Consider the following 23,112-nt stretch of genomic DNA (forward strand, 5'->3'; position numbering starts at 1 on the left):
TTTGTTTCTTTAAAAAATTACTTTCTACGACGTGGCTTGTTGTTACCTCCTCGTGCTGGTCCGGATTTTCCTCCTGGCTTCTTGGTAGTCATACCAACAAGTGGGGAAAGTTCTCTTTTTCCGTAAACCTCACCTTTCATGATCCATACTTTAACACCAAGCCTACCATAAGTAGTGTGTGCCTCAACTAAAGCATAATCAATATCGGCTCTAAAAGTCGACAAAGGAATTCTACCATCTTTGTAAGATTCTGAACGTGCCATCTCTGCCCCGTTCAAACGACCTGAAATTTGTATTTTAATACCTTCGGCATTCATTCTCATAGCGGCTGCAATAGCCATTTTGATAGCACGACGGTAAGAAATACGATTCTCGATTTGTCTAGCTACACTAGAACCAACCAAATGAGCATCTAATTCTGGCCTCTTAATTTCAAAGATGTTTATCTGAACTTCTTTGTCTGTAATTTTCTTAAGCTCTTCTTTCAACTTGTCTACCTCTTGTCCACCTTTCCCGATAATGATACCAGGTCTTGCAGTAGTGATAGTAACGGTTACAAGTTTAAGAGTACGCTCGATAATTACTCTGGATACACTCGCTTTGGATAAACGAGCATGGATATACTTTCTAATCTTATCGTCTTCGGCTAATTTATCGCCGTAGTCATTTCCTCCGTACCAGTTGGATTCCCATCCTCTAATGATACCAAGGCGATTCCCGATTGGATTTGTTTTTTGTCCCATACTCTTAGCTTTGTGTATTTTTGTTGTCTCCAATCACTATTGTAACGTGGTTGGAACGTTTTCTAATTCTATGTGCGCGACCTTGTGGTGCAGGACGAAGTCTCTTCAACATACTTCCACCGTCTACGCGTATCTCTTTTACAAATAAATTTGCTTCCTCGATGTTAGCATCTTCATTTTTTGCTTGCCAGTTAGCAATAGCAGAAAGAAGTAATTTCTCCAATCTACGTGATGCTTCCTTAGAGCTAAATCTCAACACATGAAGCGCTCTTTCTACTTTTTCACCTCGAACTAAATCTGCAACTAATCGCATTTTTCTTGGCGAAGTAGGGCAGTTATTCAGTTTTGCAAAAGCTACTAGCTTTTTAGCCTCTTTTGTCTGATCTGCTTTTTCTCTTTTACGAACTCCCATAGCTTCAGTTATCTTTTACCTTTATTTTTCGCACCTGCATGACCCCTAAAAGATCTTGTTGGTGAGAATTCTCCTAATTTGTGCCCTACCATATTTTCAGTAACATACACAGGAACAAATTGTTTCCCGTTATGCACAGCGATGGTTTGCCCAACGAAGTCTGGAGTTATCATAGAGGCTCTAGACCAAGTCTTGATTACCGTCTTTTTTCCAGATTCTACGTTTGTAGCAACTTTCTTATCTAGTTTATAGTGAACGTAAGGTCCTTTTTTTAATGAACGTGCCATATCTTATTATTTCTTTCTACGTTCTACAATATATTTATTACTCGCTTTTGTCTTAGATCTGGTTCTATACCCTTTAGCAGGTATACCTTTTCTAGAACGTGGGTGACCTCCAGAAGATTTCCCTTCACCACCACCCATTGGGTGATCCACAGGGTTCATCACTACCGGTCTTGTTCTTGGTCGTCTACCCAACCACCTGCTTCTACCTGCTTTACCAGATACAATTAACTGATGGTCACTGTTGGAGATAGCTCCAATAGTAGCCATACAAGTTACCAACACCCTTCTAATTTCTCCTGAAGGAAGTTTGATGGTTGCATATTTTCCCTCTTTTGCCACTAACTGTGCAAAAGCACCAGCACTTCGAGCCATAACAGCTCCTTGCGCAGGACGTAATTCTATACAAGAAATAATAGTTCCCAACGGAATAGCAGAAAGCGGCATTGCATTTCCAATTTCTGGAGCAGCACTCTCAGCATCAGAAACAATGTTCTGATCTACCTGAAGACCATTTTGAGCAATTACATATCTTTTCTCACCATCCTGATAATTCAAAAGGGCGATAAAGGCCGTTCTGTTAGGATCATATTCTATAGACGCAACGGTAGCAGGAACTCCATGCTTATCACGTTTAAAATCTATAATTCTGTAACGTCTTTTGTGACCACCACCTTTATAGCGCATGGTCATTTTTCCTTGACTGTTTCTACCACCTGACTTTTTAATCGGAGCAATTAAACTCTTCTCCGGCTTATCAGTAGTAATGGCGTCAAAACCATTAACTACTCTAAAACGCTGACCAGGGGTGATTGGTTTTAATTTTCTAACTGACATTCTTTAATCTTAAAGATTACTGTATAAATCAATAGTTTCACCTTCCGCAACCTGTACTAATGCTTTCTTATAAGCACTTGTTTTACCAGTGATCACTCCTGTTTTTGTAAAACGGGACTTACGATCTGGACGGACATTCATTGTGCGAACTTTAGTAACTGAAACTCCATAAGCAGACTCTATTGCGCCTTTAATTTCAATCTTGTTCGCCTTATTATCAACAACAAACGAATAACGGTTGTTCAACTCGCTATCTGCTGTCGCTTTTTCTGTAATAATAGGTTTTATTAAGATACTCATATCGTTTATTTACTTAAATTCAACTCAATTCCTTCTAAAGACCCCTCAACAAACACAAGATTATTTGCGTTTAATATTTTATAAGTGCTTAATTCTGAGCTACTTACAACCTCGGTGCCTTTTAAATTGCGTGACGACAAATATACATTTTTATTCGAGTCACCCAACACTATAAGAGATTTTTTATTATCTATCCCTAAACCTTTTAAAACATCGATGAAGTTTTTGGTTTTTGGAGTATCAAATTGAAAATCTTCTACTATGATAATTGCTTTATCATTTGCCTTAATAGAAAGTGCAGATTTTCTTGCCAATCTCTTTAAGTTCTTGTTCAATTTAAAACCATAGTTTCTTGGGCGTGGTCCAAAAATGCGTCCACCACCTCTAAAAACACCAGATTTTATACTACCAGCACGAGCTGTACCGGTACCTTTTTGTTTCTTAATCTTGCGTGTACTTCCTGTAATTTCCGCACGCTCCTTAGATTTGTGCGTTCCTTGACGTTGATTGGCCAAGTATTGTTTTACATCAAGATATACAGCATGATTGTTAGGCTCTATTCCGAAAACAGCATCTGAAAGGTTCACCTTTCTTCCTGTTTCTTTTCCTTTAATATCTACAACTGCTATTTCCATTACTTCTGAATGATTACGTATGAGTTATTGTGACCAGGAACACATCCTTTTACAACAAGTAGGTTTTTATCTGCAACTACTTTTAAAACTCTTAAGTTTTCTAATTTCACTTTTTCACCACCCATACGGCCAGCCATGCGCATTCCCTTGAACACTCTCGCAGGATATGACGCAGCACCAATCGAACCAGGAGCTCTTAAACGGTTATGTTGACCGTGGGTAGCTTGTCCTACCCCGCCAAAACCGTGTCTCTTTACTACACCTTGAAAACCTTTACCTTTACTAGTTCCTGAAACGTCCACGAACTCTCCTTCAGTAAAATGTTCTACAGTAATACTATCACCTAATTTGTGATCCCCATCAAAACCTTTAAATTCAACGACTTTGCGCATTGCTGCAGCACCGGCTTTTTTAGCATGCCCAGCGGCAGCCTTGTTAGCGGTCTTTTTGTCATCGAAACCTAGCTGAAGAGCTTCATACCCGTCAACTTCTTTGGTTCTGACTTGGGTAATTACGCAAGGACCAGCTTGTATAACGGTACAAGGAATATTCTTCCCGTTCTCGTCAAATATGCTAGTCATGCCTATTTTTTTTCCTATTAACCCAGACATAATTAATTATTGATTAAATTAAAATTATTTATTTAAAAATATTCAGGACTGAAAATACTTCCAATCCTGAATGTATTTTTCCGTTTTTCCCTCGACAACTGCTCGGGACATGTAATTAATTTTGAATTCAAAAATTTTGAATTCTAAATTTTTTGATTGGTAAAGATCCCTCCTTCGTCGGGATGGATACTTCTATACTTTTGTTTCGCCTAAGCTCACAAAAGTCAAGAATTATCACACCTTGATCTCTACTTCTACTCCGCTTGGTAATTCCAATTTCATCAAAGCATCGATAGTCTTGGATGAAGAACTATAAATGTCCAACAACCTTTTATAAGAGCTTAATTGAAATTGTTCACGTGCCTTTTTATTAACGTGCGGAGAACGTAATACTGTAAAGATTTTTTTATGCGTTGGCAATGGGATTGGTCCCGTTACTACAGCACCCGTAGTTTTTACGGTCTTTACGATCTTCTCTGCAGACTTGTCCACCAAGTTATGATCGTAAGATTTAAGTTTTATTCTGATTTTCTGACTCATATCCCTATTATTAATCGTTTGTACCCTTTGCTGCTTTTATAACTGACTCAGAAATGTTTGATGGAGTTTCAGCATAATGAGAAAATTCCATTGTAGAGGTAGCTCTACCAGAAGACAATGTTCTTAGGGTAGTTACATATCCAAACATTTCAGAAAGTGGCACTTCAGCCTTGATAACTTTTGCGCCAGATCTATCTGACATATCGTTTACTTGACCTCTTCTTCTGTTGAGATCCCCTACGATATCCCCCATGTTTTCTTCCGGAGTTACTACTTCTACTTTCATTATTGGCTCAAGAATTACAGCACCAGCTTTTTTAGCAGCTACTTTGTAACCCATTTTTGCAGCCAATTCAAAAGAAAGTTGATCGGAATCCACAGGGTGGAAAGATCCATCTTTCAATTCAACTTTTAAAGTATCCATTTTGAAACCTGCCAAAGGGCCAGTTTTCATAGCTTCCCTAAATCCTTTTTCCACAGAAGGAATAAATTCTTTAGGAATACGCCCACCTTTTACAGAGTCGATAAATTGTAGCCCCGGACCTTTAAAGTCCTCATCTGCCGGAGACATCTCAAATACGATATCACCAAATTTACCACGACCACCAGATTGTTTTTTGTAAACTTCTCTATGGTCTGCACTTCTAGTAATAGTCTCTTTATATTCTACTTGAGGTTGACCTTCGTTAACTTCAACTTTGAATTCCCTTTTTAAACGATCTACCAAGATCTCCAAGTGCAACTCTCCCATTCCCGAGATAATTGTTTGCCCTGAAGCTTCATCTGTCTTAACCTGGAAAGTTGGATCTTCTTCAGCCAATTTAGCCAAAGCCATACCCATTTTATCCACATCTGCCTTTGTTTTAGGCTCCACTGCAATACCAATTACCGGGGCCGGGAAAGACATAGATTCTAATGTAATAGGGTGCTTCTCATCTGTAAGCGTATCCCCGGTTTTAATATCTTTAAAACCTACAGCAGCTCCAATATCCCCAGCTTCGATCCTATCGATAGGCTCTTGCTTGTTAGCGTGCATTTGGTAGATACGTGAAATACGTTCTTTTTTACCAGAACGGTTATTCAACACATAAGAACCCGCATCCAAGGCTCCTGAATAAACCCTAAAGAATGCCAAACGCCCCACGAAAGGATCGGTAGCAATTTTAAAAGCTAAAGCAGAAAAAGGTGAATCCACATTGGGCTTACGACTTTCCTCTTCTTCAGTATCGGGATTCATTCCAATGATAGCTTCAATATCTACAGGAGAAGGCAAATAACGCATTACCGCATCCAACATCATTTGAACACCTTTGTTCTTAAAGGCAGATCCACACATCATAGGTATGATAGACATATCTATGGTAGCAGCTCTTAATGCAGCAATAATTTCGTCTTCAGTAATAGAATTTTCATCTTCAAAGAATTTCTCCATTAAAGCTTCATCGTAATCAGCCACAGCCTCTACCAATAAAGTTCTATACTTATTAACGTCGTCCCTCAATTCAGCTGGAATATCTATGGTCTCATAGGTCATCCCAAAATCCTCTTCATTCCAAACGATAGCTGTTTTAGATATTAAATCTACAACACCTTTAAAATCGTTCTCCTCCCCAATTGGTATTTGCAAAGGCACCGGGTTTCCACCTAGCATCTCTTTTACCTGATTACAAACATTAAAAAAGTCAGATCCCTGACGATCCATTTTGTTTACAAACCCTAAACGAGGAACCCTATATTTATCTGCTTGTCTCCACACAGTTTCAGACTGAGGCTCAACACCATCAACTGCACTGAACAAAGCAACCATACCATCCAATACACGTAAAGAACGCTCTACCTCTACGGTAAAATCTACGTGACCTGGGGTATCAATAATATTTACCGTGAATTCTTGATCCCGATACATCCACTTACAATGCGTAGCAGCAGAAGTAATTGTAATACCTCTTTCCTGCTCCTGCTCCATCCAGTCCATAGTAGCTGCACCGTCATGGACTTCCCCAATCTTGTGACTTACACCCGTATAAAACAAGACACGCTCTGTAGTCGTGGTTTTACCAGCATCAATATGCGCAGCAATACCTATATTTCTTGTGAATTTTAAATCTCTTTGTGCCATTTTTTTAGAATCTAAAGTGAGAGAATGCTTTGTTAGCTTCAGCCATCTTATGGGTATCTACTCTTTTCTTAACAGCAGCACCTTCTTCCTTGGCAGCAGCAATTACTTCTGCAGCCAATCTCTGGGCCATAGATTTCTCGTTACGCTTTCTAGAATAAGAGATCAACCATTTCATTGCAGTTGAAACTTTACGATCTGGCCTAATTTGCATAGGGATCTGAAAAGTTGCACCTCCAACACGTCTACTCCTTACTTCCACGTGTGGCATTACATTAGAAAGAGCATCTTTCCAAACCTCAAGGCCTGTCTTCTCTTCATCTTGTTTTTTCTCTTCTACAATCGCAATAGCATCATAGAATACTTTGAAAGAAACTGATTTTTTACCATCCCACATCATCATGTTAACAAAACGGGTTACTAACTGATCATTGAATTTTGGATCTGGTAAAAGAGGCCTCTTTTTTGCCTGTCTTTTTCTCATGTCTTTTTTGTAATAAGTTAATTGTTAATTGTTATTGGTTATAAGTGAAAGAGCATTCACTATTAACTGACAACTTTTAACCTTTTTTACTTTTTAGGGCGTTTTGCACCGTACTTAGATCTTCTTTGCGTTCTACCTTCAACACCTGCGGTATCCAAGGCACCACGAACAATGTGATATCTAACTCCCGGTAAATCTTTTACCCTTCCGCCTCTAACCAATACTATCGAGTGCTCTTGTAGATTGTGTCCTTCACCAGGGATGTATGCGTTCACTTCTTTTCCATTGGTCAACCTTACCCTTGCAACTTTACGCATTGCAGAGTTAGGTTTTTTAGGAGTAGTTGTGTAAACACGCGTACACACACCTCGTCTTTGAGGGCACGATTCCAAAGCAGCCGATTTACTCTTCTTGGTTATTTTGGCTCTTCCTTTTCGTACTAATTGTGAAATTGTTGGCATAATTTCTTTTACACTTATATTGTTATAAAATTACCTTCCCTATTTTTTAGGGTCTGCAAAGGTAGAATTAAAAACGGATTATTCAAATCTTAATTAATTAATTTTCAAGCAAAACTCGATTAATTTTTAATTACCTTAAATACGCAGGTTAAAAATTTGGTTTGAAAAACACGATTTTTTAGGTTTGAACTGGGCAAACCCTTCCTGCTTTTTCTCCCAGTTTGGTTTGGATCCGTGATTTTTTGGCGTCTATTTTACTTTTTGTCCAATCCCGTGCTCCTGCGATCCGTTGCCGAAAGGCCCGTTAACCTATTTATTTGCAAAATACTGATTATAAGGGTTGTATATTTGACTGAAAAGCAAGCCATTTCATTGGTGCCGTGGAAGCACCTCTTTTGGTCACTCCAGCAAGGGGTGGTAATCTTTCGACGTAAAGAGTTTCAGCACCCATTGCCGTCCACTTTTTATCCATTTTGCGGGCACGGCCATAAATCGGAAGATGAACTTCTTCAACCTGAAGTTGGGTTTTATAAAATCCAGTTTTTTACTGGTGTGTTCGGTGAGGAAGTGGTACAGGTTTCGGCAGATCCCCATCATGATCAAAAACACCGTGTTTTCCTGCAAGAAAGAGAAGGGCATTTTTTTCCAAAGGAAGTCATTGTTCATTTCATCGAACAAGCGTTCGCTGTTGCCCCTGTCGTTGTAAAAATTGATCACCTCCAAGTCTGTCATCTCCCGGTTGTTGGTCATGATGGCCCCATATAGGAAGTGGTCACCGGTGAAGAAGTCTCCCTGGGCGTTCGTCTTTTTCTCGCGGCCTATCACATAGCGGTATGCCTTCCCCCCGCCAAATGGGGGCGTATTCTATAGAGGCCAGTTGGTATTCTTTATGGCCTATTTCCACTTTTTGCCAATGGTCGATCTTTGAAACGATTCCGTGCAGGTTGGCGCAGCGTTGCGCCCGCACATAGAAAAAGGAGGTATTGGCCTCCAGCACGGACACCACGTCTTTGGTGAACGAGCCACAATCCATGCGCCCGTGGGCTATAGACAAATCATTATAATTTATCATATTTTTTGTATCTTTCTGTATGGGATATTCAGTAGATTTTCGAGGACAAGTATTTAAAATAAAACAAAAAGAGAAGCTCACTTTTCAAGAAGTAAGTGATAGGTTTGGTGTTCCAATACGAACGCTCTTCAGATGGCAAAACCGTATAGAACCAAAATCCAAACGTAATAAGCCATCTACCAAAATAGATATGGAGGCCTTACGTAAAGATGTTGAGGACAATCCAGATCATTTTCAATATGAACGCGCAAAAAAGTTTGGGGTAAGTCAAAGTGCTATATACTATGCCTTGAGGCGCCTGAAAATCAGCTATAAAAAAAACGCTATTCCATCCTAAAGCCGATTCTCTAAAGCGGTTGATATTTCAACTTACGATATTTAAATATGAGTTTATTTATACTTTTCAGTTGAAATAAACACGCAACAGGGTATCGGCAGAAGGCGGCCTGAAGCCCTTTAAAGATGACAGTTCACTGGTGAGGTGCTCGGTGATGTCCTCGGCACATTCCCCGCCGCACAGGATCATGGAGAGGTAGGAGCGGAAAAGGTCGCTATGCCCATAAGTGGCCATAACGCCCCTGTTTCCAAGGGCCTCATTTATATGGCCATAGATGCCGGCGTTGCGTAAAATTTTATCGGCGAAATTTATCCCGCCAAAAGATTGTATGTTTTGTGGTGAATATGTACATTTCATCTGTCAGGATGTTTTCACCCAAACAGGTGAAAATAATTGAAAGGGAAAAGTCTCTGGAGCATTGTTTTCATTGACTTTTCCACTTTCTTATCAACAATGGCTTGCGGATTTAAGGGAATCCAAAAAAATGAAGTTAAAAATCTATTCTTTCAGAAACTCGATATTCCTTTTTAAACCATCGAACTTAGTCCTTTTTACAGCCGATTTTCTAAAGATCTCATCAAAAGTTTCCTTTGTGAGCTCTTCCCAATCTTTCCTATCAAAATTTAAAAGCTGCGGATTGGGATCGAACAAAGGTTCATTATGGGATTTTGAGAACTTGTTCCAAGGGCATACATCCTGGCAAACATCACAACCGAACATCCAATCGTCGAACTGATTCTTATAGGTGTTTGGCAACTCATTCTTCAATTCGATCGTGAAGTAAGAAATGCATTTACTGCCATCTACTTTATAAGGCTCTACAATGGCTTGAGTTGGGCAAGCATCTATGCAGGCCGTGCAGCTTCCACAGTGATCAGTCACTGGAAGGTCGTATTCCAGATCCAGATCCACAATGAGTTCTGCGATGAAATAGAAAGAACCAGCTTGTTTGGTCAAAAGGTTTGAATGTTTCCCAATCCAACCTAGTCCACTTTTTGCAGCCCAAGCTTTATCCAATACTGGAGCCGAGTCCACAAAAGCTCGCCCACCTACTTCTCCTATTTCTTGCTGAATGAACTGAAGCAAATGCTTCAGTTTCTCTTTGATCACGAAATGATAATCTATGCCGTAAGCATATTTGCTGATTTTATAGGAATCTTCCCGCTGTAGTGCTGAAGGATAATAATTAAGCAACAAAGAAATTACACTTTTTGAACCTTCCACTAGTTTTGTGGGATCAAGTCGTTTGTCGAAATGATTCTCCATATAGTGCATTTCTCCCTGCATATCCTGTTTCAACCAATTTTCCAAACGTGGAGCCTCCTCTTCTAGAAATCCAGCTTTGGAAATGCCACAAGACATAAAACCGAGGCGTTTAGCCTTAGTTTTTATAAGTTTAGAATATTTAGCTTTTTGCAACATCACTGCTATCTCTTTTGAAACCTTAAAATAGCATTTTTTGGCTTCAAAGTAATTAAAGGCAGGATTTCAATTGGAGTTGTCTTTGGAGAAATTTTGTAATTTTCTACCATTTCTGCAATTGCAATTATCATTTCGAACATCGCGAAGTTATTGCCTATACATTTTCTTGGACCCGCACCAAATGGTGCATAAAAAGGAGTGTGCAAATAAGGATCTGAACTTGAAAATCTTTCTGGATCGAATTTCTCTGGATCTGCCCAATGCGAAGGATGCCTATGGATCTCGTGAAAGGAAAACAATAAATTGGAACCTTTTGGAATTGGCATATTTTCAAATTCATCATCTTCCAAACTAATGCGATCTATAAAGTAGGCCGGAGGATATAAACGCATGGTTTCCTCGACCACCTTTTTTGTGTAGCTACAAGTTTGGATAAATTCCATTAAACACGAAGGATTTTCTTTTGCAGCTGCAACTTCTAAAACGATTTTATCCTGGGCTTCTGGGTTTCTTGCCAATAACAGAACGGCAAATGTCAAGGCATTAGAGGTGGTTTCGTGGCCTGCGACAAATAAGATCAAGATTTCATCTATCAATTGCTCCTCGTCCATTTCGGTTCCATCCTCATATCGGGCATCCAAAAGCATATCCAAAAGGTCATTGTGCCGTTGTTCACTTTCCTTTCTAGCTTTCACCAATTTTTTGAGGATCACCCGTGCTTCATCGGTAAGATCTGTATGTTTCTTGATCTCGCCACCAATTTTGAACCACCAACTTTTAAAGGGCTGGCGCAGTTCTTTAACCAGCATTTTTTGAGCAGCTTCGGTTATATACTGCAATCTGGCAATATCTTTATCTCCAACCGCACTACTAAACAATGATTTTACCACCGTTTGAAAGGCGAGATCATTAAAAATGGGAAAAACATCGATTTCTTTCCCTGTTTCAATTTTATGCAGTTCTGTGAGGACTGCATTTTGAATGCTTTCCAACAACAAAGTGAGTTGTTTTTTGTGAAATGCCGGCTGAATTAATTTTCGCTGTTTTTTCCAATGCTCCCCTTCCGCAGTCAATAATCCGCGGCCTACATATTTTGCCAGATCTTTGGTTTGAATAGGAGATTTCGCGTAGTCCTTCTGGTTTTTTTGAAGCACATACTCTGCTAAATAGGCATCTCTGGAAAATATAACAGATTTCCCAGGTCCGATGACCAACCGAAAGGTATCCCCATGCTTTTCGAAATTTCTATGATGGAAGGGCAGTGGGTTTTTAAGAATATTCTGGGCATGCTTCAAAAATTTGAAAAAGGAAACTCGTGGAATATTTTTTTTGCTCATTGTTTTGAATTTTTAAAAACAAACTATTTTGAGGTTTAGTACGAGTACTTTGATTTATCTATTTATAGTCAGGTTTTTCGTCATGCTGAACTCGTTTCAGCATCTCACTATGTCCGAAGGAGACCCTGAAACCAGCTATCATTGACGGATTTTTATTTATTTGTGAATCCAAGACCCTGAAACCAGTTCAGGGTGACGATGCGGAATTGTCGTCATGCTGAACTTGTTTCAGCATCGCATCAGCTTATATAAAAAATACGTCAATTTCCTACGCTAGATAAATTTTTCTATCACAGGTCTTAGGGTGACAAGATGGTTAAGTGCTTTATTGGAAAAAAGAATATACGTAGAATAAATTCAATTTTAAAAAAGTCCACCTTGAGTGCTTCCTTTAATCCGACCCAAATGTTTGTAAGCCGCCTCCGTAACTTCCCTACCTCTTGGAGTTCTAAAAATAAAACCTTGTTGGATCAAAAACGGTTCGTACACTTCTTCAATAGTTTCAGCATTTTCACTCACCGCGGTTGCCAAGGTAGTTATCCCTACCGGACCTCCTTTAAATTTATCTATAATGGTGGTCAAGATCTTATTATCCATTTCATCCAAACCATGTGCGTCCACATTTAGTGCTTTTAAGCTGTATTTGGCTATTTCCATATCGATTTTTCCATTCCCTTTAATTTGGGCAAAATCCCGCACCCTCCTTAATAATGCATTTGCAATACGGGGTGTTCCCCTGCTTCGCCCAGCAATCTCTATGGCGGCATCCAAAGCCAAAGGCACGTTCAAAATATCTGCACTTCGTTGAAGGATGGTAGAAAGTAGTTCTGTGGTGTAGTATTGAAGTCGGCTGGAAATCCCGAACCTTGCCCGCATTGGAGCTGTTAACAACCCAGACCTGGTGGTGGCCCCAATTAAGGTAAACGGATTCAAATTTATTTGAACTGTTCTTGCATTTGGCCCGCTCTCGATCATGATATCGATCTTATAGTCCTCCATTGCAGAATATAAATATTCCTCTACAATAGGGCTCAACCTATGGATCTCATCTATGAACAATACATCCCGTTCTTCCAGGTTGGTCAATAATCCAGCAAGGTCCCCAGGTTTATCCACAACAGGCCCAGAGGTTACTTTAATGCCCACTCCCAGCTCATTGGCCAGAATATGGGCCAAAGTGGTCTTGCCCAAGCCTGGAGGTCCATGAAACAAGGTATGGTCCAATGCTTCCCCACGTTGGTTTGCAGCCTGCACAAAGATTTTAAGATTTCCCAGTACTTGATCCTGACCTGCAAAATCGTCGAAACTGAGGGGGCGTAATGCCCTGTCTATATCTACTTCTTCTGAAGAAAAATTCTCATTGGTTGGGTCTAGATGCTCGTTCATTTCACAAATATACAAATCGTTGGAATAGACAAATCTTAATTGAATGGATTAAATAAAGTATCACAGGGATTAATCACTTCTCATTTACTATTTTAGTAATGCATTGTAAACATCTTATGGCTAAAGCTTACTTCTATTTAGTTTTCTTGTTCGTCACAACAGTACTCATAGCACAAGAAAAAAACGTTATCGTTAAAAAAATTTCTGAACCTATTAAACTAGATGCTATTCTAGATGAACCTGCGTGGAATACTTCAGAGCCCGCTAAAGACTTTTGGCAATACTTTCCAACAGATAGTCTCCTCGCAACAAACCATACAGAGATCAAAATGATGTACGATGAGAAGAACCTCTATGTTGGTATAAGGGTAAATTCTATTGGAAATAACTACATAGTTCCATCTTTAAGGAGGGATTTTAGAGCTGGGGGGAGCGACAATATCACGCTTTTGTTCGATACTTTTAATGATGGATCAAATGCTTTTTTATTTGGGGCAAACCCTGCCGGGGTGAGGCGGGAAGCCTTGGTGTCTGGGGGAGGAACCAGTTTAAGTGGCTTTACCACAAGTTGGGACACCAAATGGTATGGGGAAACCAAGATCTATGATGGTTATTATATTAGTGAATGGTCTATCCCCCTCTCAGCTTTCAAATTTAATCCCGGAGAGACAAAATGGCGGTTTAATTCCTATCAATTCGATACCCAAGGAAACGAGCGAAATACTTGGATACGTATTCCTAGAAGTCAATACATCTTTAATTTGGCATTTATGGGCAATATGATCTTTGAGCAACCCCTCAAGGGGATCAAAAGTCCTATCTCTATCATTCCATATGTTAGCGCCGGGCTTGGAAAAGATTTTGAGTTTAACAAAAACCTATCTGATTTTAAAGTGGGGGGTGATGCAAAATTCATACTGGGCAACAGTTTGAATGTAGACCTAACTGTGAATCCTGATTTTTCTCAAGTAGAAGCAGATAATTTAATTACCAACCTTACTAGATTTGAAATAAACTTACCAGAACGTCGGCAATTTTTTATTGAAAACAATGATCTTTTTGCCGATTTTGGAAATCCTGAAAGTGCCAATCCCTTTTTTTCCAGACGTATTGGGATAGCAAAAGATAGCAGTGGTATTAATAGGTCCAACGATATAATTGCTGGGGCAAGATTAAGTGGAAAAGTGAACAACAATTTTCGAATAGGAATTTTGAATATGCAAACTGCGAAAGATGAGGCTTTCCAGATAGCATCTAATAATAATATGGTTGTTGCATTGCAGCATAAATTATTTAGCCGCTCCAATATAAGCGCGATTTTCGTAAATCGACAAAACACAAGCGATGAAGGTTTCGCAACAGCCACCGGTAAATATAATAGGGTGGTGGGGTTAGACTATAATTTAGCCAATAAGGACAACACTTGGAATGGAAAATTTTATACCCATACCTCCTTTAGCCCAGAAAAGGAAGAAGCAGATAATTATTCCTCGGGCGCGACACTAACATATAATAATGAAAAATGGCGGATTCGCGGGAGCGGCTTTTTTATTGGAAATAATTTCACGTCAGATTTAGGTTTTGTTCCCAGAAAAGGAATTTTTAGGATAGATCCCCAAGTTGAATATTTGATCTTTCCAAAAAAAGGAACAGTAAACCTCCACAACCTTAGTATCACTCCAAATGTTACTTGGAAACCCGGTTTAGATTTTCAGCTAACAGATTACGACATTAGAACAGAATGGAACCTTGGGTTTAAGAATACTTCAGAAGTGTCTTTTAATTTATTCAACAAATACACCTATCTCTTTAATTCTTTTGACCCGTCCAGATCTGGAAAAACTCCTTTACCGGCAAATACAGACTATTATTATACCAGTGGGAACATTAGGTATAGGAGTGACGAAAGAGCGGCTTTCTCGTATAGTGCAGGTCTTACCTATGGGCAATTTTTTAATGGAACGATTTTAACACCACAAGTAGAAGTTAATTTGAGAATACAACCAAAATATTTAATAGGGTTAAATGTCCGGTACGATAAATTAGACCTGCCCTCTCCCTATGCCGGCAATGAAATATGGCTGTTAGGTGCTAATATAGATGTCACATTAACAAAATCTATTTTTTGGGCCACCTTGATCCAATATAGCAATCAGGAAGATAACCTTGGGTTTAATTCTAGACTGCAATGGAGGTTTGCGCCACTCTCCGACCTTTATTTGATCTACAACGATAATTATTATACAAACGATTCCTTAACCCCTAGGTTTAGAACCATGAACTTAAAGGTCACCTACTGGCTTTATTTATAAAAGTTATTGGTCTAGTTTAGAAAAGCATTTGTAACAAGAAAACTTTGCTCCCTTCCCTTGGGAAATTGGCCGGGATTGGGATGGTTAAATACAAACTAAATCATTAGTAGCTGTAAGGATTAAGAACTGCTTCGCTGCTAGAGACAAGAACAAAGACTTGATTGTGAACGACTGATAAACAATATTCAACGTAAGTCACTATTTTTAATATAACTTCTAACCAAGATGGTGTCTAAAGCTAGTATAACCTGGCGGGCAGAGAGACGGGCTCCCTGAGGAGAGGACTTTAAATCATGGTAGAGGTAACTTGAGCTACGTTATTCAAGCAAAAAAGCCCAGAAATTAATTTCTGGGCTTTTTTGTGTTATATAAGTAAATCTTGTTTAATGATTCATTTCTTCTTCCCCTTCTTGAAGTGGTACGTTCTGCGGAACAAAATCTTGTCCTGCAATCACGTATTCTCCGTCTTCATTGGTTTTACTATAATCGTAAGGCCATCTATATACTGAAGGAATTTCACCGTACCAATTTCCATGGATGTGTTCTACCGGAGCAGTCCATTCTAAAGTATTTGCATTCCAAGGATTCATTACAGCTTTCTTTCCGAAGAAAATAGAGCTAAAGAAATTCCATAAGAAAACCAATTGTACTGCTGCAGTAATGATAGCAAACACGGTAATAACCACATTCACATCTGCAAGATCATCGAAATAAGGAAATGCCGTGTTCGTGTAATATCTACGCGGTAGTCCTGCCATCCCGATAAAGTGCATTGGGAAGAATACCCCATACGCTCCAATCGCGGTTACCCAAAAGTGAACATAACCAAGGTTCTTGTTCATCATTCTACCAAACATCTTGGGGAACCAGTGATAAACCCCCGCCAATAATCCGTACAGTGCAGAGATCCCCATTACCAAATGGAAGTGAGCAATTACAAAATAGGTATCGTGAACGTTGATATCCAAGGTACTATCCCCTAAGATAATCCCTGTTAAACCACCGGTAATAAATGTGGAAACGAAACCTATAGAGAACAACATTGCCGGGTTCATTTGTAAATTACCTTTCCATAAAGTAGTAATCCAGTTAAAGGCCTTTACGGCAGATGGAATTGCAATCAACAAGGTTGTAAAGGTAAATACCGATCCTAGGAACGGATTCATCCCAGAGACAAACATATGGTGGCCCCACACAATTGTAGATAGAAATGCAATTGCCAAGATTGAAGCTACCATCGCCCTATATCCAAAAATTGGTTTACGAGAGTTGGTTGCCATAATTTCCGATACCAGACCCATGGCAGGTAAGATCACGATATATACTTCCGGGTGTCCCAAGAACCAGAACAAATGTTCGAACAATACAGGTGAACCACCTTGATGGCTTAATACTTCCCCTTGAATAAAGATATCACTTAAGAAGAACGAAGTTCCAAAACTTCTATCCATAATAAGTAGTAATGCTGCAGAAAGCAACACCGGGAAAGAAACAACCCCAATAATTGCAGTTACAAAGAAGGCCCAAATGGTTAAAGGCAGCCTGGTCATAGACATTCCCTTAGTTCTAAGATTGATCACGGTTACAATGTAGTTCAAAGATCCCATTAAAGAAGACGCGATGAAAATAGCCATAGAAGTCAACCAAAGTGTCATTCCCATTCCAGAACCACCAATTGCTTGTGGCAAGGCACTTAATGGAGGATAAATCGTCCAACCGGCAGATGCAGGTCCTGCTTCCACAAATAGAGAACTTAACATCACCACACTGGATAAGAAAAATAACCAGTAAGAGATCATGTTCAAGAAACCAGATGCCATATCCCTTGCCCCAATTTGCAGTGGAATTAAAAGGTTACTAAATGTACCACTCAATCCGGCAGTAAGCACAAAGAACACCATGATAGTGCCATGAATGGTCACTAATGCCAAATAGATTTCAGGAGTCATCACCCCACCTGGAGCCCATTTACCCAGAAGTGCTTCGAAGATCCAAAAAGATTCTTCTGGCCATGCCAATTGCATTCTAAATAGAACCGACATTGAGATTCCAACAATACCCATTAACAGTCCAGTGATAAGATATTGCTTGGCAATCATCTTATGGTCTGTACTAAAAATGTATTTCGTTATAAAGGTTTGCTTATGATGATGGTCATGTCCATGGTCATCATGTGCGTGAGCTACCGTTGCGTGTCCTACTGCTGACATATCTCTTAATCTTTACTTTTAATTGTTCTTTTTTTCAACTACTGCTACTTCTACATCTTCTGTTTCCATAGGGGCTTCTTCCAACTCAACAGGAACATTTTGTTGCGTTTTTGGTTGTGCTGCCATGGTCTCTCCAAATGTTTGTTGTTCTTTCAACCAAGCATTGTAATCCTCTTCACTTTCCACAACTATCTTCATTTGCATGTTGTAGTGCCCTTGGCCACAAATCTTGTTACATAGCAAGTAATATTCAAACTCATAAGCATCTAAAGGCATTTCCCCTGCAGCCGCTAGTCCTTCCGATTTATCTTTTCTAATTTCGTTAATCCTACCCACTTTTTCAACCATATACTCACTTTCTCTAATTTCTTCAGAAGTAATTGTTGGTGTAAAACCAAACTGAGTGATCATACCGGGCACAACATTCATTTGTGCCCTAAAGTGAGGAAAATATGCAGAGTGCAATACATCTTGAGATCTAAATTTGAAGAGTACCGGTTTTCCTACTGGCAAGTGCAATTCATTGATAACAACATCATCATTGCCATAAGAATCACTCTCGTCTACCCCTAACTGATTTACTCCCTGAATAAAACGAACATTTGCTTTTCCAAGTGTATTATCTGCTCCAGCATAACGAGCTCTCCAAGCAAACTGGTATGCATAGATCTCAATAACTATAGGGTCTTCCTCTTCGTTGATATTCATAATATCGGACCAAGTGAACAATCCGTAGATAATCAATCCTGCCAATACTATTACTGGAATAATGGTCCAGATAAATTCCAGTCTGTCGTTATCTGCAAAGAACAATGCTTTCTTCCCTTTTTTCCCACGATACTTGTATGCGAACCAGTGCAGCAATCCTTGTGTAATCACTTGTACGAACATGATAAGCGCAATAGTGATAAACATCAAAGTATCTACTTCACTCCCGTGGGCAGAAGAAGCTTCCGGCAAATAGAATTTGCTGTAGTGCCAAAAACTATAGGCCATCCCCACATAGATAAAAATCATAAACCAAAGCATAAGCTTCGCTTGCTGCCTATTATCATTATCGTTAGCTATTTCAGAACTATCGGCATTGGAACCTTTGGACAGCTGAAAAATCTTGGACATTTGCCATATGGTTACGGCAAAAAGTGCTATTACAATGATTACTAAAAATACAGTCATTTTTTTATTTCTTCTTTAAACAATCTTTTATTAATAATGAAAATGCTTGCTCTCCTCAATAAACGGATTGCGTTTTGGCAGCAACGGAGCTTTTGTAAGTCCACGAAACACTACAAATACAAACAAGCCTGAAAACAGCAATAAAGCACTAATTTCAGGTATTCCTATAAACCATGACTCCCCAACCGTGGCTGGCATAATCATTACAAAAATATCCAAATAATGGCCACATAGAATGATAATCCCAGATATAATTACGAACAAATTAATTCGTTTATAGTCGCTATTCATAAGCAACAATACCGGGAATACAAAGTTCAATACCACCATTCCAAAGAAAGGCAAGTTATAGTCTTCTATTCTTGTTATAAAATAGGTCACTTCTTCCGGGATATTCGAATACCAGATCAACATATATTGAGAGAACCAAAGATAGGCCCAGAAAATACTAAAACCAAACATGTATTTTGCCAAATCATGGATATGGGAATCATTCACATATTCCAAATACCCTCTAGATTTTAAATATATAGAAACTAAAGCAATCATAGTAACCGCAGATACGATCAAACTTGAAAATACGTACCATCCAAACAAGGTACTAAACCAGTGCGGATCTACACTCATGATCCAATCCCAGGACATCATGGATTCTGTAACCAAAAAGAACACCAAGAACCCTGCAGCTAGTTTAAAGTTTGTTTTGTGCAACCTATCATCTGTGGCTTCATCCAATCTTAATGAGTTTCTTCTTATCAAATATCTAAAGATGTTCCAACCTGCTATGTAAATTGCAGCCCTTATCAATAAAAATGGCACATTTAAATATGCTGTTTTGTTCTGAATAAGTTCATCGTGAGCTACAACCTCTGGATCCATCCAAGTGAACAAATGGTTAAAATGGAAACCAGATAGTGCCAGAAGGATAAACATAATGATACTTCCCGGCAACAAATAAGCCGTGATTCCATCCATGACCCTAAACAATACAGGAGACCATCCTGCCTGTGAAGCTTGTTGAAGGGCATAAAAAGCCATTGTCCCAAGGGCAATCATAAAAAAGAAAAATGCAGCAATATAAACAGCAGCCCAAGGCTTGTTTTGCAATTGGTGCAATATATGCTCATAATGTTCATTATCGTGGCCAGCTTCTCCTACAGTCGCATCATGTCCTTCGGTAGGTTCTGGGTTAGCAAGGTGGGCATCGTTTTCTAAAACTGCAACCTCTTCGGGACCATCGTGTGCATCTGCGGCCATCATTTCCTTTACATCTTCTATAGTATCTGGGGCAGCAATAAAGCCGTAAACAAGGCCAATAGCTCCAACAACCATAAAAATGATTGCTGTTAATTTTAATCTACTTGATAGCGTGTACATATTAATATATCTAAGTGCAGTTATTTTTAGTTTGTACTTTCTTGGTCTTGTTCCGCATTGGCATCGGCACCTAAAATGGTTTCATCAGCATTTACTGCAGGAACTAGATTCTTTTTTACGGAAGCCGTATCACTTTGAAATGTTCTTTCAGGTTTTCCTTCCAAAGTTCCTTTCAACTTCATCACATAATGATCTATTTGCCAACGTTCTTCGATAGTTGTTTGTGAGGCATAAGACCCCATGGAGTTTATCCCATAGTACATAACGTGATAGATACTACCTTCCGTAATCGCCCTTCCCGCATCGTCATAACTAGGTACCCCCAATATTTTTTCCCGTTCTACCAAGATCCCTTTTCCGTCTCCTTGATCTCCATGACAAACCGCACAGTAAATTGTATACAATTGTTGCCCTGCAGCGATATTCTTTTCAGAATAAGGCAACGGGTTGGTTAACTGCGCTTTAGATTGCAAATAACCATCAAAAGAATTTTCGAAGCCGTAAGGAGTCCACCCTCTTGGGATGGTACCTTCCACCGGTAACTTAGCTTCTTGCCCATTTACAAAAATATCGTACTCTCCAAAAGCTTCGTAAGGTACAGGCTCGTACATATCGGGGAAATATTGATAGTTGGGCTTCTCTTTATTGAAACAAGAGGTAGCCGTAGCAACAACAAGGAATAAAACTATTGATTTATGAAATAAACTTTTCATTCTGTCTAATTAATTTTCAATTAATTTAATTTCAAGAGCTCCCGTATCGTATAAGAATTTGGAAAGTTCTTCTACACTATGGCTTGCCACATCAATTTCCATTAAGAAATGATCGTCTGTAGTTCGTACATCGGGGTTTTCGGCAGCTTTATAAGGCCATAATTTACTTCTCATATAAAAAGTAATAACCATAAGGTGAGCTGCAAAAAACACTGTAAGTTCAAAGATAATTGGCACAAAAGCGGGAGAATTCTGCACAAAGCTGAAACTTGGCTTTCCACCAATGTTTTGTGGCCAATCCTCTATCATCATATAGTTCATCATTATTATTGATACAATCAAGCCTATTACTCCATATATAAAAGAAGCTATTGCCAAACGGGTTGGCTCTAGCCCCATTGCTTTGTCCAAACCGTGAACAGGAAATGGTGAATAAATCTCAGAGATGTGGTAACGGGCGTTACGAACTTGCTTTACTGCTTGTAGCAATAAATCATCATCGGTATAAATAGCGTGTATTACTTTTGATGCCATCCTAATTAGTTATTATTATTAAGTTTTATTGCCTGAGCAACCCAATCTTCTCTTCTATTTTCCTGAGGGAAATTCTCTATAAGCTCATTCAACAATTCAAAATCCATTGATTCCAATCTGCTTACTTGAGCAAAAGTGTAAATTCCTACTTGGTGCAGACGTTGTTGCAATATGGGTCCAGCAGCTTTCAATTTGGTAAGATCGCTGGCGGTTTGAATTGCAGGATCGTACACCCCAATTCTGGAAAGCATTTGATCCAACTTATCTTTTTGAACTTCTGATGTTATTAATACGTCCGCATTTACAGTCCCTTCATGGCTATCGTTGGTACCCTTATTCATTTGGCGATGTAAACCATGAGCTTCATTTGCTGGAGGATCTGCCATAAAAGCCGAGTTATGATGATCTGCGTGATCTCCATGGTCTGCACGCAATTTCTTGTACATGGCTCCAGAAGATTTTAGGATTGTTTTTACTTCTGCTTGCGCAATCACTGGGAAAGAACGTGCATACAATAAGAACAATACAAAGAAGAATCCAATGGTCCCAATAAATATCCCAATATCAACGAATGTAGGCGAGAACATCGTCCAAGAAGAGGGTAAATAATCACGGTGCAAGGAGGTCACAATAATTACAAAACGTTCGAACCACATCCCGATGTTTACAACGATAGAGATGAAAAAAGAGAACATGATACTTCTTCTTAATTTTGGGAACCACATGAATTGGGGAGAGAAAACATTGCACGTCATCATCGCCCAATAAGCCCACCAGTAAGGCCCGGTTGCCCTGTTAAGGAAAGCATACTGCTCGTATTCCACGCCAGAATACCAAGCTACAAACAACTCTGTAATATAAGCGACACCTACAATAGAACCTGTAATCATGATTACAATGTTCATTAATTCGATATGCTGAACCGTAATATAGTCTTCAAGATTGGACACTTTTCTCATAATGATCAAAAGTGTATTTACCATTGCAAATCCAGAGAATACCGCTCCAGCAACAAAGTACGGAGGGAAAATGGTGGTGTGCCATCCTGGAATTACCGAAGTAGCAAAGTCAAAAGATACAATGGTGTGTACCGAAAGTACTAAGGGGGTTGCCAATCCTGCAAGTACCAAAGATACTTCTTCAAAACGTTGCCAATCTTTTGCGCGGCCACTCCATCCAAAAGATAGAATTCCGTAGATCTTTTTGTTGAAAGGCGTAATTGCCCTATCCCGGATCATTGCAAAATCCGGAAGCAAACCTGTCCACCAGAATACAAGTGATACCGATAAGTATGTAGAAATTGCGAATACATCCCAAAGCAATGGAGAGTTAAAGTTTACCCATAACGAACCAAACTGGTTTGGTATTGGCAATACCCAATATGCCAGCCATGGACGACCCATATGGATAATTGGGAATAAACCTGCTTGCATTACAGAGAAAATGGTCATTGCTTCTGCAGACCGGTTAATTGCCATTCTCCATTTTTGACGGAACAATAGTAATACCGCAGAAATAAGGGTTCCTGCGTGCCCGATACCTACCCACCAAACAAAGTTGGTAATATCCCAGGCCCATTCCACAGTCTTGTTTAATCCCCAGGTTCCAATTCCTGTAGAAACGGTATAAATTATACAACCTAATCCCCAAAGAAAAGCGACCAGTGCAATAGAAAAAACTATCCACCAGTGTTTGTTCGCCCGACCTTCAACAGGTGCAGCCACATCTATGGTTACATCGTGATAGCTCTTGTTCCCGGTAATTAAAGGCTTTCTAATAGGTGCTTCGTAATGAGACATATCCTTTTATAATT

Annotated in this window: 24 protein-coding genes; 2 read left to right on the forward strand and 22 right to left on the reverse strand. The window is 39.3% G+C overall.

Annotated features, from left to right (window positions below; all coding sequences use genetic code 11):
• Positions 1–17: 17 nt before the first annotated feature.
• The 12 genes from rpsC to JM83_RS03435 form a co-directional block, all read right to left on the reverse strand.
• A complete protein-coding gene (gene rpsC / locus JM83_RS03380) occupies positions 18–743 on the reverse strand; it encodes a 30S ribosomal protein S3 (RefSeq protein ID WP_144959368.1) in 726 nt (241 codons plus the stop codon).
• 4 nt (positions 744–747) lie between these two features.
• On the reverse strand, positions 748–1,155 hold the full coding sequence (rplV, locus tag JM83_RS03385) for a 50S ribosomal protein L22 (protein WP_144959370.1): 408 nt from the start codon (positions 1,153–1,155) through the stop codon (positions 748–750).
• Between the two features lie 8 nt (positions 1,156–1,163).
• Complete coding sequence (rpsS, locus tag JM83_RS03390; protein WP_144959372.1) at positions 1,164–1,442, reverse strand: 30S ribosomal protein S19; 279 nt, start codon at positions 1,440–1,442, stop codon at positions 1,164–1,166.
• A 6-nt stretch (positions 1,443–1,448) separates the two neighbouring features.
• Positions 1,449–2,276: a 50S ribosomal protein L2 gene (gene rplB / locus JM83_RS03395; protein ID WP_144959374.1), complete on the reverse strand. Its 828-nt coding sequence runs from the start codon at positions 2,274–2,276 to the stop codon at positions 1,449–1,451.
• 9 nt (positions 2,277–2,285) lie between these two features.
• Positions 2,286–2,576: a 50S ribosomal protein L23 gene (gene rplW, locus JM83_RS03400; protein WP_144959376.1), complete on the reverse strand. Its 291-nt coding sequence runs from the start codon at positions 2,574–2,576 to the stop codon at positions 2,286–2,288.
• A 5-nt stretch (positions 2,577–2,581) separates the two neighbouring features.
• Positions 2,582–3,211 (reverse strand): 50S ribosomal protein L4, encoded by a 630-nt coding sequence (gene rplD, locus JM83_RS03405; protein WP_144959378.1) that lies wholly within the window; start codon positions 3,209–3,211, stop codon positions 2,582–2,584.
• The gene (gene rplC, locus JM83_RS03410) at positions 3,211–3,822 is read right to left on the reverse strand and encodes a 50S ribosomal protein L3 (protein ID WP_144959380.1); all 612 of its coding nucleotides are present in this window, start codon (positions 3,820–3,822) and stop codon (positions 3,211–3,213) included. The genes rplD and rplC overlap by 1 nt, the downstream gene beginning before the upstream one ends.
• A 234-nt stretch (positions 3,823–4,056) precedes the next feature.
• The gene (gene rpsJ / locus JM83_RS03415; RefSeq protein WP_010230113.1) at positions 4,057–4,362 is read right to left on the reverse strand and encodes a 30S ribosomal protein S10; all 306 of its coding nucleotides are present in this window, start codon (positions 4,360–4,362) and stop codon (positions 4,057–4,059) included.
• Positions 4,363–4,372: 10 nt separating this feature from the next.
• Entirely contained in the window at positions 4,373–6,481 is a 2,109-nt protein-coding gene (gene fusA, locus JM83_RS03420; protein ID WP_144959382.1) for an elongation factor G, read from the reverse strand.
• Positions 6,482–6,485: 4 nt separating this feature from the next.
• Entirely contained in the window at positions 6,486–6,962 is a 477-nt protein-coding gene (gene rpsG, locus JM83_RS03425) for a 30S ribosomal protein S7 (protein ID WP_010230118.1), read from the reverse strand.
• An 86-nt stretch (positions 6,963–7,048) separates the two neighbouring features.
• On the reverse strand, positions 7,049–7,423 hold the full coding sequence (gene rpsL, locus JM83_RS03430; protein WP_144959384.1) for a 30S ribosomal protein S12: 375 nt from the start codon (positions 7,421–7,423) through the stop codon (positions 7,049–7,051).
• Between the two features lie 399 nt (positions 7,424–7,822).
• A complete protein-coding gene (locus JM83_RS03435) occupies positions 7,823–8,173 on the reverse strand; it encodes a transposase (RefSeq protein ID WP_144959386.1) in 351 nt (116 codons plus the stop codon).
• 341 nt (positions 8,174–8,514) lie between these two features.
• Between JM83_RS03435 and JM83_RS03440 the strand changes: the two genes are divergently transcribed.
• Complete coding sequence (locus JM83_RS03440; RefSeq protein ID WP_144959388.1) at positions 8,515–8,832, forward strand: IS630 transposase-related protein; 318 nt, start codon at positions 8,515–8,517, stop codon at positions 8,830–8,832.
• Between the two features lie 66 nt (positions 8,833–8,898).
• On the opposite strand, the gene JM83_RS03445 is transcribed toward JM83_RS03440, so the two are convergent.
• The 4 genes from JM83_RS03445 to ruvB form a co-directional block, all read right to left on the reverse strand.
• Positions 8,899–9,189 carry a hypothetical protein gene (locus JM83_RS03445; RefSeq protein WP_144959390.1) on the reverse strand — a complete coding sequence of 97 codons (291 nt, stop codon included), beginning with the start codon at positions 9,187–9,189 and terminating at the stop codon, positions 8,899–8,901.
• Between the two features lie 141 nt (positions 9,190–9,330).
• Positions 9,331–10,254 carry a tRNA epoxyqueuosine(34) reductase QueG gene (queG, locus tag JM83_RS03450; protein WP_144959392.1) on the reverse strand — a complete coding sequence of 308 codons (924 nt, stop codon included), beginning with the start codon at positions 10,252–10,254 and terminating at the stop codon, positions 9,331–9,333.
• A gap of 5 nt (positions 10,255–10,259) precedes the next feature.
• Positions 10,260–11,591: a cytochrome P450 gene (locus tag JM83_RS03455; protein WP_144959394.1), complete on the reverse strand. Its 1,332-nt coding sequence runs from the start codon at positions 11,589–11,591 to the stop codon at positions 10,260–10,262.
• A 363-nt stretch (positions 11,592–11,954) separates the two neighbouring features.
• The gene (gene ruvB, locus JM83_RS03460; RefSeq protein ID WP_144959396.1) at positions 11,955–12,977 is read right to left on the reverse strand and encodes a Holliday junction branch migration DNA helicase RuvB; all 1,023 of its coding nucleotides are present in this window, start codon (positions 12,975–12,977) and stop codon (positions 11,955–11,957) included.
• Positions 12,978–13,093: 116 nt separating this feature from the next.
• On the opposite strand from ruvB, the gene JM83_RS03465 reads away from it, so the two are divergent.
• Positions 13,094–15,289, forward strand: coding sequence for a DUF5916 domain-containing protein (locus tag JM83_RS03465; RefSeq protein ID WP_144959398.1), 2,196 nt, complete (start codon positions 13,094–13,096; stop codon positions 15,287–15,289).
• A 383-nt stretch (positions 15,290–15,672) separates the two neighbouring features.
• Here the strand turns inward: JM83_RS03465 and JM83_RS03470 are convergent, their stop codons facing one another.
• From JM83_RS03470 to nrfD, 6 genes are read right to left on the reverse strand one after another with little or no spacing between them, the layout of a single operon-like run.
• Positions 15,673–17,499 carry a cbb3-type cytochrome c oxidase subunit I gene (locus tag JM83_RS03470; protein WP_144959400.1) on the reverse strand — a complete coding sequence of 609 codons (1,827 nt, stop codon included), beginning with the start codon at positions 17,497–17,499 and terminating at the stop codon, positions 15,673–15,675.
• Positions 17,500–17,517: 18 nt separating this feature from the next.
• The gene (locus JM83_RS03475; protein ID WP_144959402.1) at positions 17,518–18,675 is read right to left on the reverse strand and encodes a cytochrome c oxidase subunit II; all 1,158 of its coding nucleotides are present in this window, start codon (positions 18,673–18,675) and stop codon (positions 17,518–17,520) included.
• 30 nt (positions 18,676–18,705) lie between these two features.
• Positions 18,706–20,052: a quinol:cytochrome C oxidoreductase gene (locus JM83_RS03480; RefSeq protein ID WP_144959404.1), complete on the reverse strand. Its 1,347-nt coding sequence runs from the start codon at positions 20,050–20,052 to the stop codon at positions 18,706–18,708.
• A gap of 26 nt (positions 20,053–20,078) precedes the next feature.
• Positions 20,079–20,765 carry a c-type cytochrome gene (locus tag JM83_RS03485; protein ID WP_144959406.1) on the reverse strand — a complete coding sequence of 229 codons (687 nt, stop codon included), beginning with the start codon at positions 20,763–20,765 and terminating at the stop codon, positions 20,079–20,081.
• A 9-nt stretch (positions 20,766–20,774) separates the two neighbouring features.
• Positions 20,775–21,299 (reverse strand): DUF3341 domain-containing protein, encoded by a 525-nt coding sequence (locus JM83_RS03490; RefSeq protein ID WP_144959408.1) that lies wholly within the window; start codon positions 21,297–21,299, stop codon positions 20,775–20,777.
• Positions 21,300–21,304: 5 nt separating this feature from the next.
• Complete coding sequence (nrfD, locus tag JM83_RS03495; RefSeq protein ID WP_144959410.1) at positions 21,305–23,098, reverse strand: NrfD/PsrC family molybdoenzyme membrane anchor subunit; 1,794 nt, start codon at positions 23,096–23,098, stop codon at positions 21,305–21,307.
• Positions 23,099–23,112: the final 14 nt, after the last annotated feature.

Origin of the sequence: Gillisia sp. Hel_I_86, assembly GCF_007827275.1 — a bacterium.
In the GTDB taxonomy this organism is placed as follows: Bacteria; Bacteroidota; Bacteroidia; order Flavobacteriales; family Flavobacteriaceae; genus Gillisia.

Coding starts and splice junctions, on each gene's coding strand:
- rpsC (WP_144959368.1), bottom strand. CDS start 743: ATGGGACAAAAAACAAATCCAATCGGGAATCGCCTTGGTATCATTAGA.
- rplV (WP_144959370.1), bottom strand. CDS start 1,155: ATGGGAGTTCGTAAAAGAGAAAAAGCAGATCAGACAAAAGAGGCTAAA.
- rpsS (WP_144959372.1), bottom strand. CDS start 1,442: ATGGCACGTTCATTAAAAAAAGGACCTTACGTTCACTATAAACTAGAT.
- rplB (WP_144959374.1), bottom strand. CDS start 2,276: ATGTCAGTTAGAAAATTAAAACCAATCACCCCTGGTCAGCGTTTTAGA.
- rplW (WP_144959376.1), bottom strand. CDS start 2,576: ATGAGTATCTTAATAAAACCTATTATTACAGAAAAAGCGACAGCAGAT.
- rplD (WP_144959378.1), bottom strand. CDS start 3,211: ATGGAAATAGCAGTTGTAGATATTAAAGGAAAAGAAACAGGAAGAAAG.
- rplC (WP_144959380.1), bottom strand. CDS start 3,822: ATGTCTGGGTTAATAGGAAAAAAAATAGGCATGACTAGCATATTTGAC.
- rpsJ (WP_010230113.1), bottom strand. CDS start 4,362: ATGAGTCAGAAAATCAGAATAAAACTTAAATCTTACGATCATAACTTG.
- fusA (WP_144959382.1), bottom strand. CDS start 6,481: ATGGCACAAAGAGATTTAAAATTCACAAGAAATATAGGTATTGCTGCG.
- rpsG (WP_010230118.1), bottom strand. CDS start 6,962: ATGAGAAAAAGACAGGCAAAAAAGAGGCCTCTTTTACCAGATCCAAAA.
- rpsL (WP_144959384.1), bottom strand. CDS start 7,423: ATGCCAACAATTTCACAATTAGTACGAAAAGGAAGAGCCAAAATAACC.
- JM83_RS03435 (WP_144959386.1), bottom strand. CDS start 8,173: ATGACCAACAACCGGGAGATGACAGACTTGGAGGTGATCAATTTTTAC.
- JM83_RS03440 (WP_144959388.1), top strand. CDS start 8,515: ATGGGATATTCAGTAGATTTTCGAGGACAAGTATTTAAAATAAAACAA.
- JM83_RS03445 (WP_144959390.1), bottom strand. CDS start 9,189: ATGAAATGTACATATTCACCACAAAACATACAATCTTTTGGCGGGATA.
- queG (WP_144959392.1), bottom strand. CDS start 10,254: ATGTTGCAAAAAGCTAAATATTCTAAACTTATAAAAACTAAGGCTAAA.
- JM83_RS03455 (WP_144959394.1), bottom strand. CDS start 11,591: ATGAGCAAAAAAAATATTCCACGAGTTTCCTTTTTCAAATTTTTGAAG.
- ruvB (WP_144959396.1), bottom strand. CDS start 12,977: ATGAACGAGCATCTAGACCCAACCAATGAGAATTTTTCTTCAGAAGAA.
- JM83_RS03465 (WP_144959398.1), top strand. CDS start 13,094: ATGGCTAAAGCTTACTTCTATTTAGTTTTCTTGTTCGTCACAACAGTA.
- JM83_RS03470 (WP_144959400.1), bottom strand. CDS start 17,499: ATGTCAGCAGTAGGACACGCAACGGTAGCTCACGCACATGATGACCAT.
- JM83_RS03475 (WP_144959402.1), bottom strand. CDS start 18,675: ATGACTGTATTTTTAGTAATCATTGTAATAGCACTTTTTGCCGTAACC.
- JM83_RS03480 (WP_144959404.1), bottom strand. CDS start 20,052: ATGTACACGCTATCAAGTAGATTAAAATTAACAGCAATCATTTTTATG.
- JM83_RS03485 (WP_144959406.1), bottom strand. CDS start 20,765: ATGAAAAGTTTATTTCATAAATCAATAGTTTTATTCCTTGTTGTTGCT.
- JM83_RS03490 (WP_144959408.1), bottom strand. CDS start 21,299: ATGGCATCAAAAGTAATACACGCTATTTATACCGATGATGATTTATTG.
- nrfD (WP_144959410.1), bottom strand. CDS start 23,098: ATGTCTCATTACGAAGCACCTATTAGAAAGCCTTTAATTACCGGGAAC.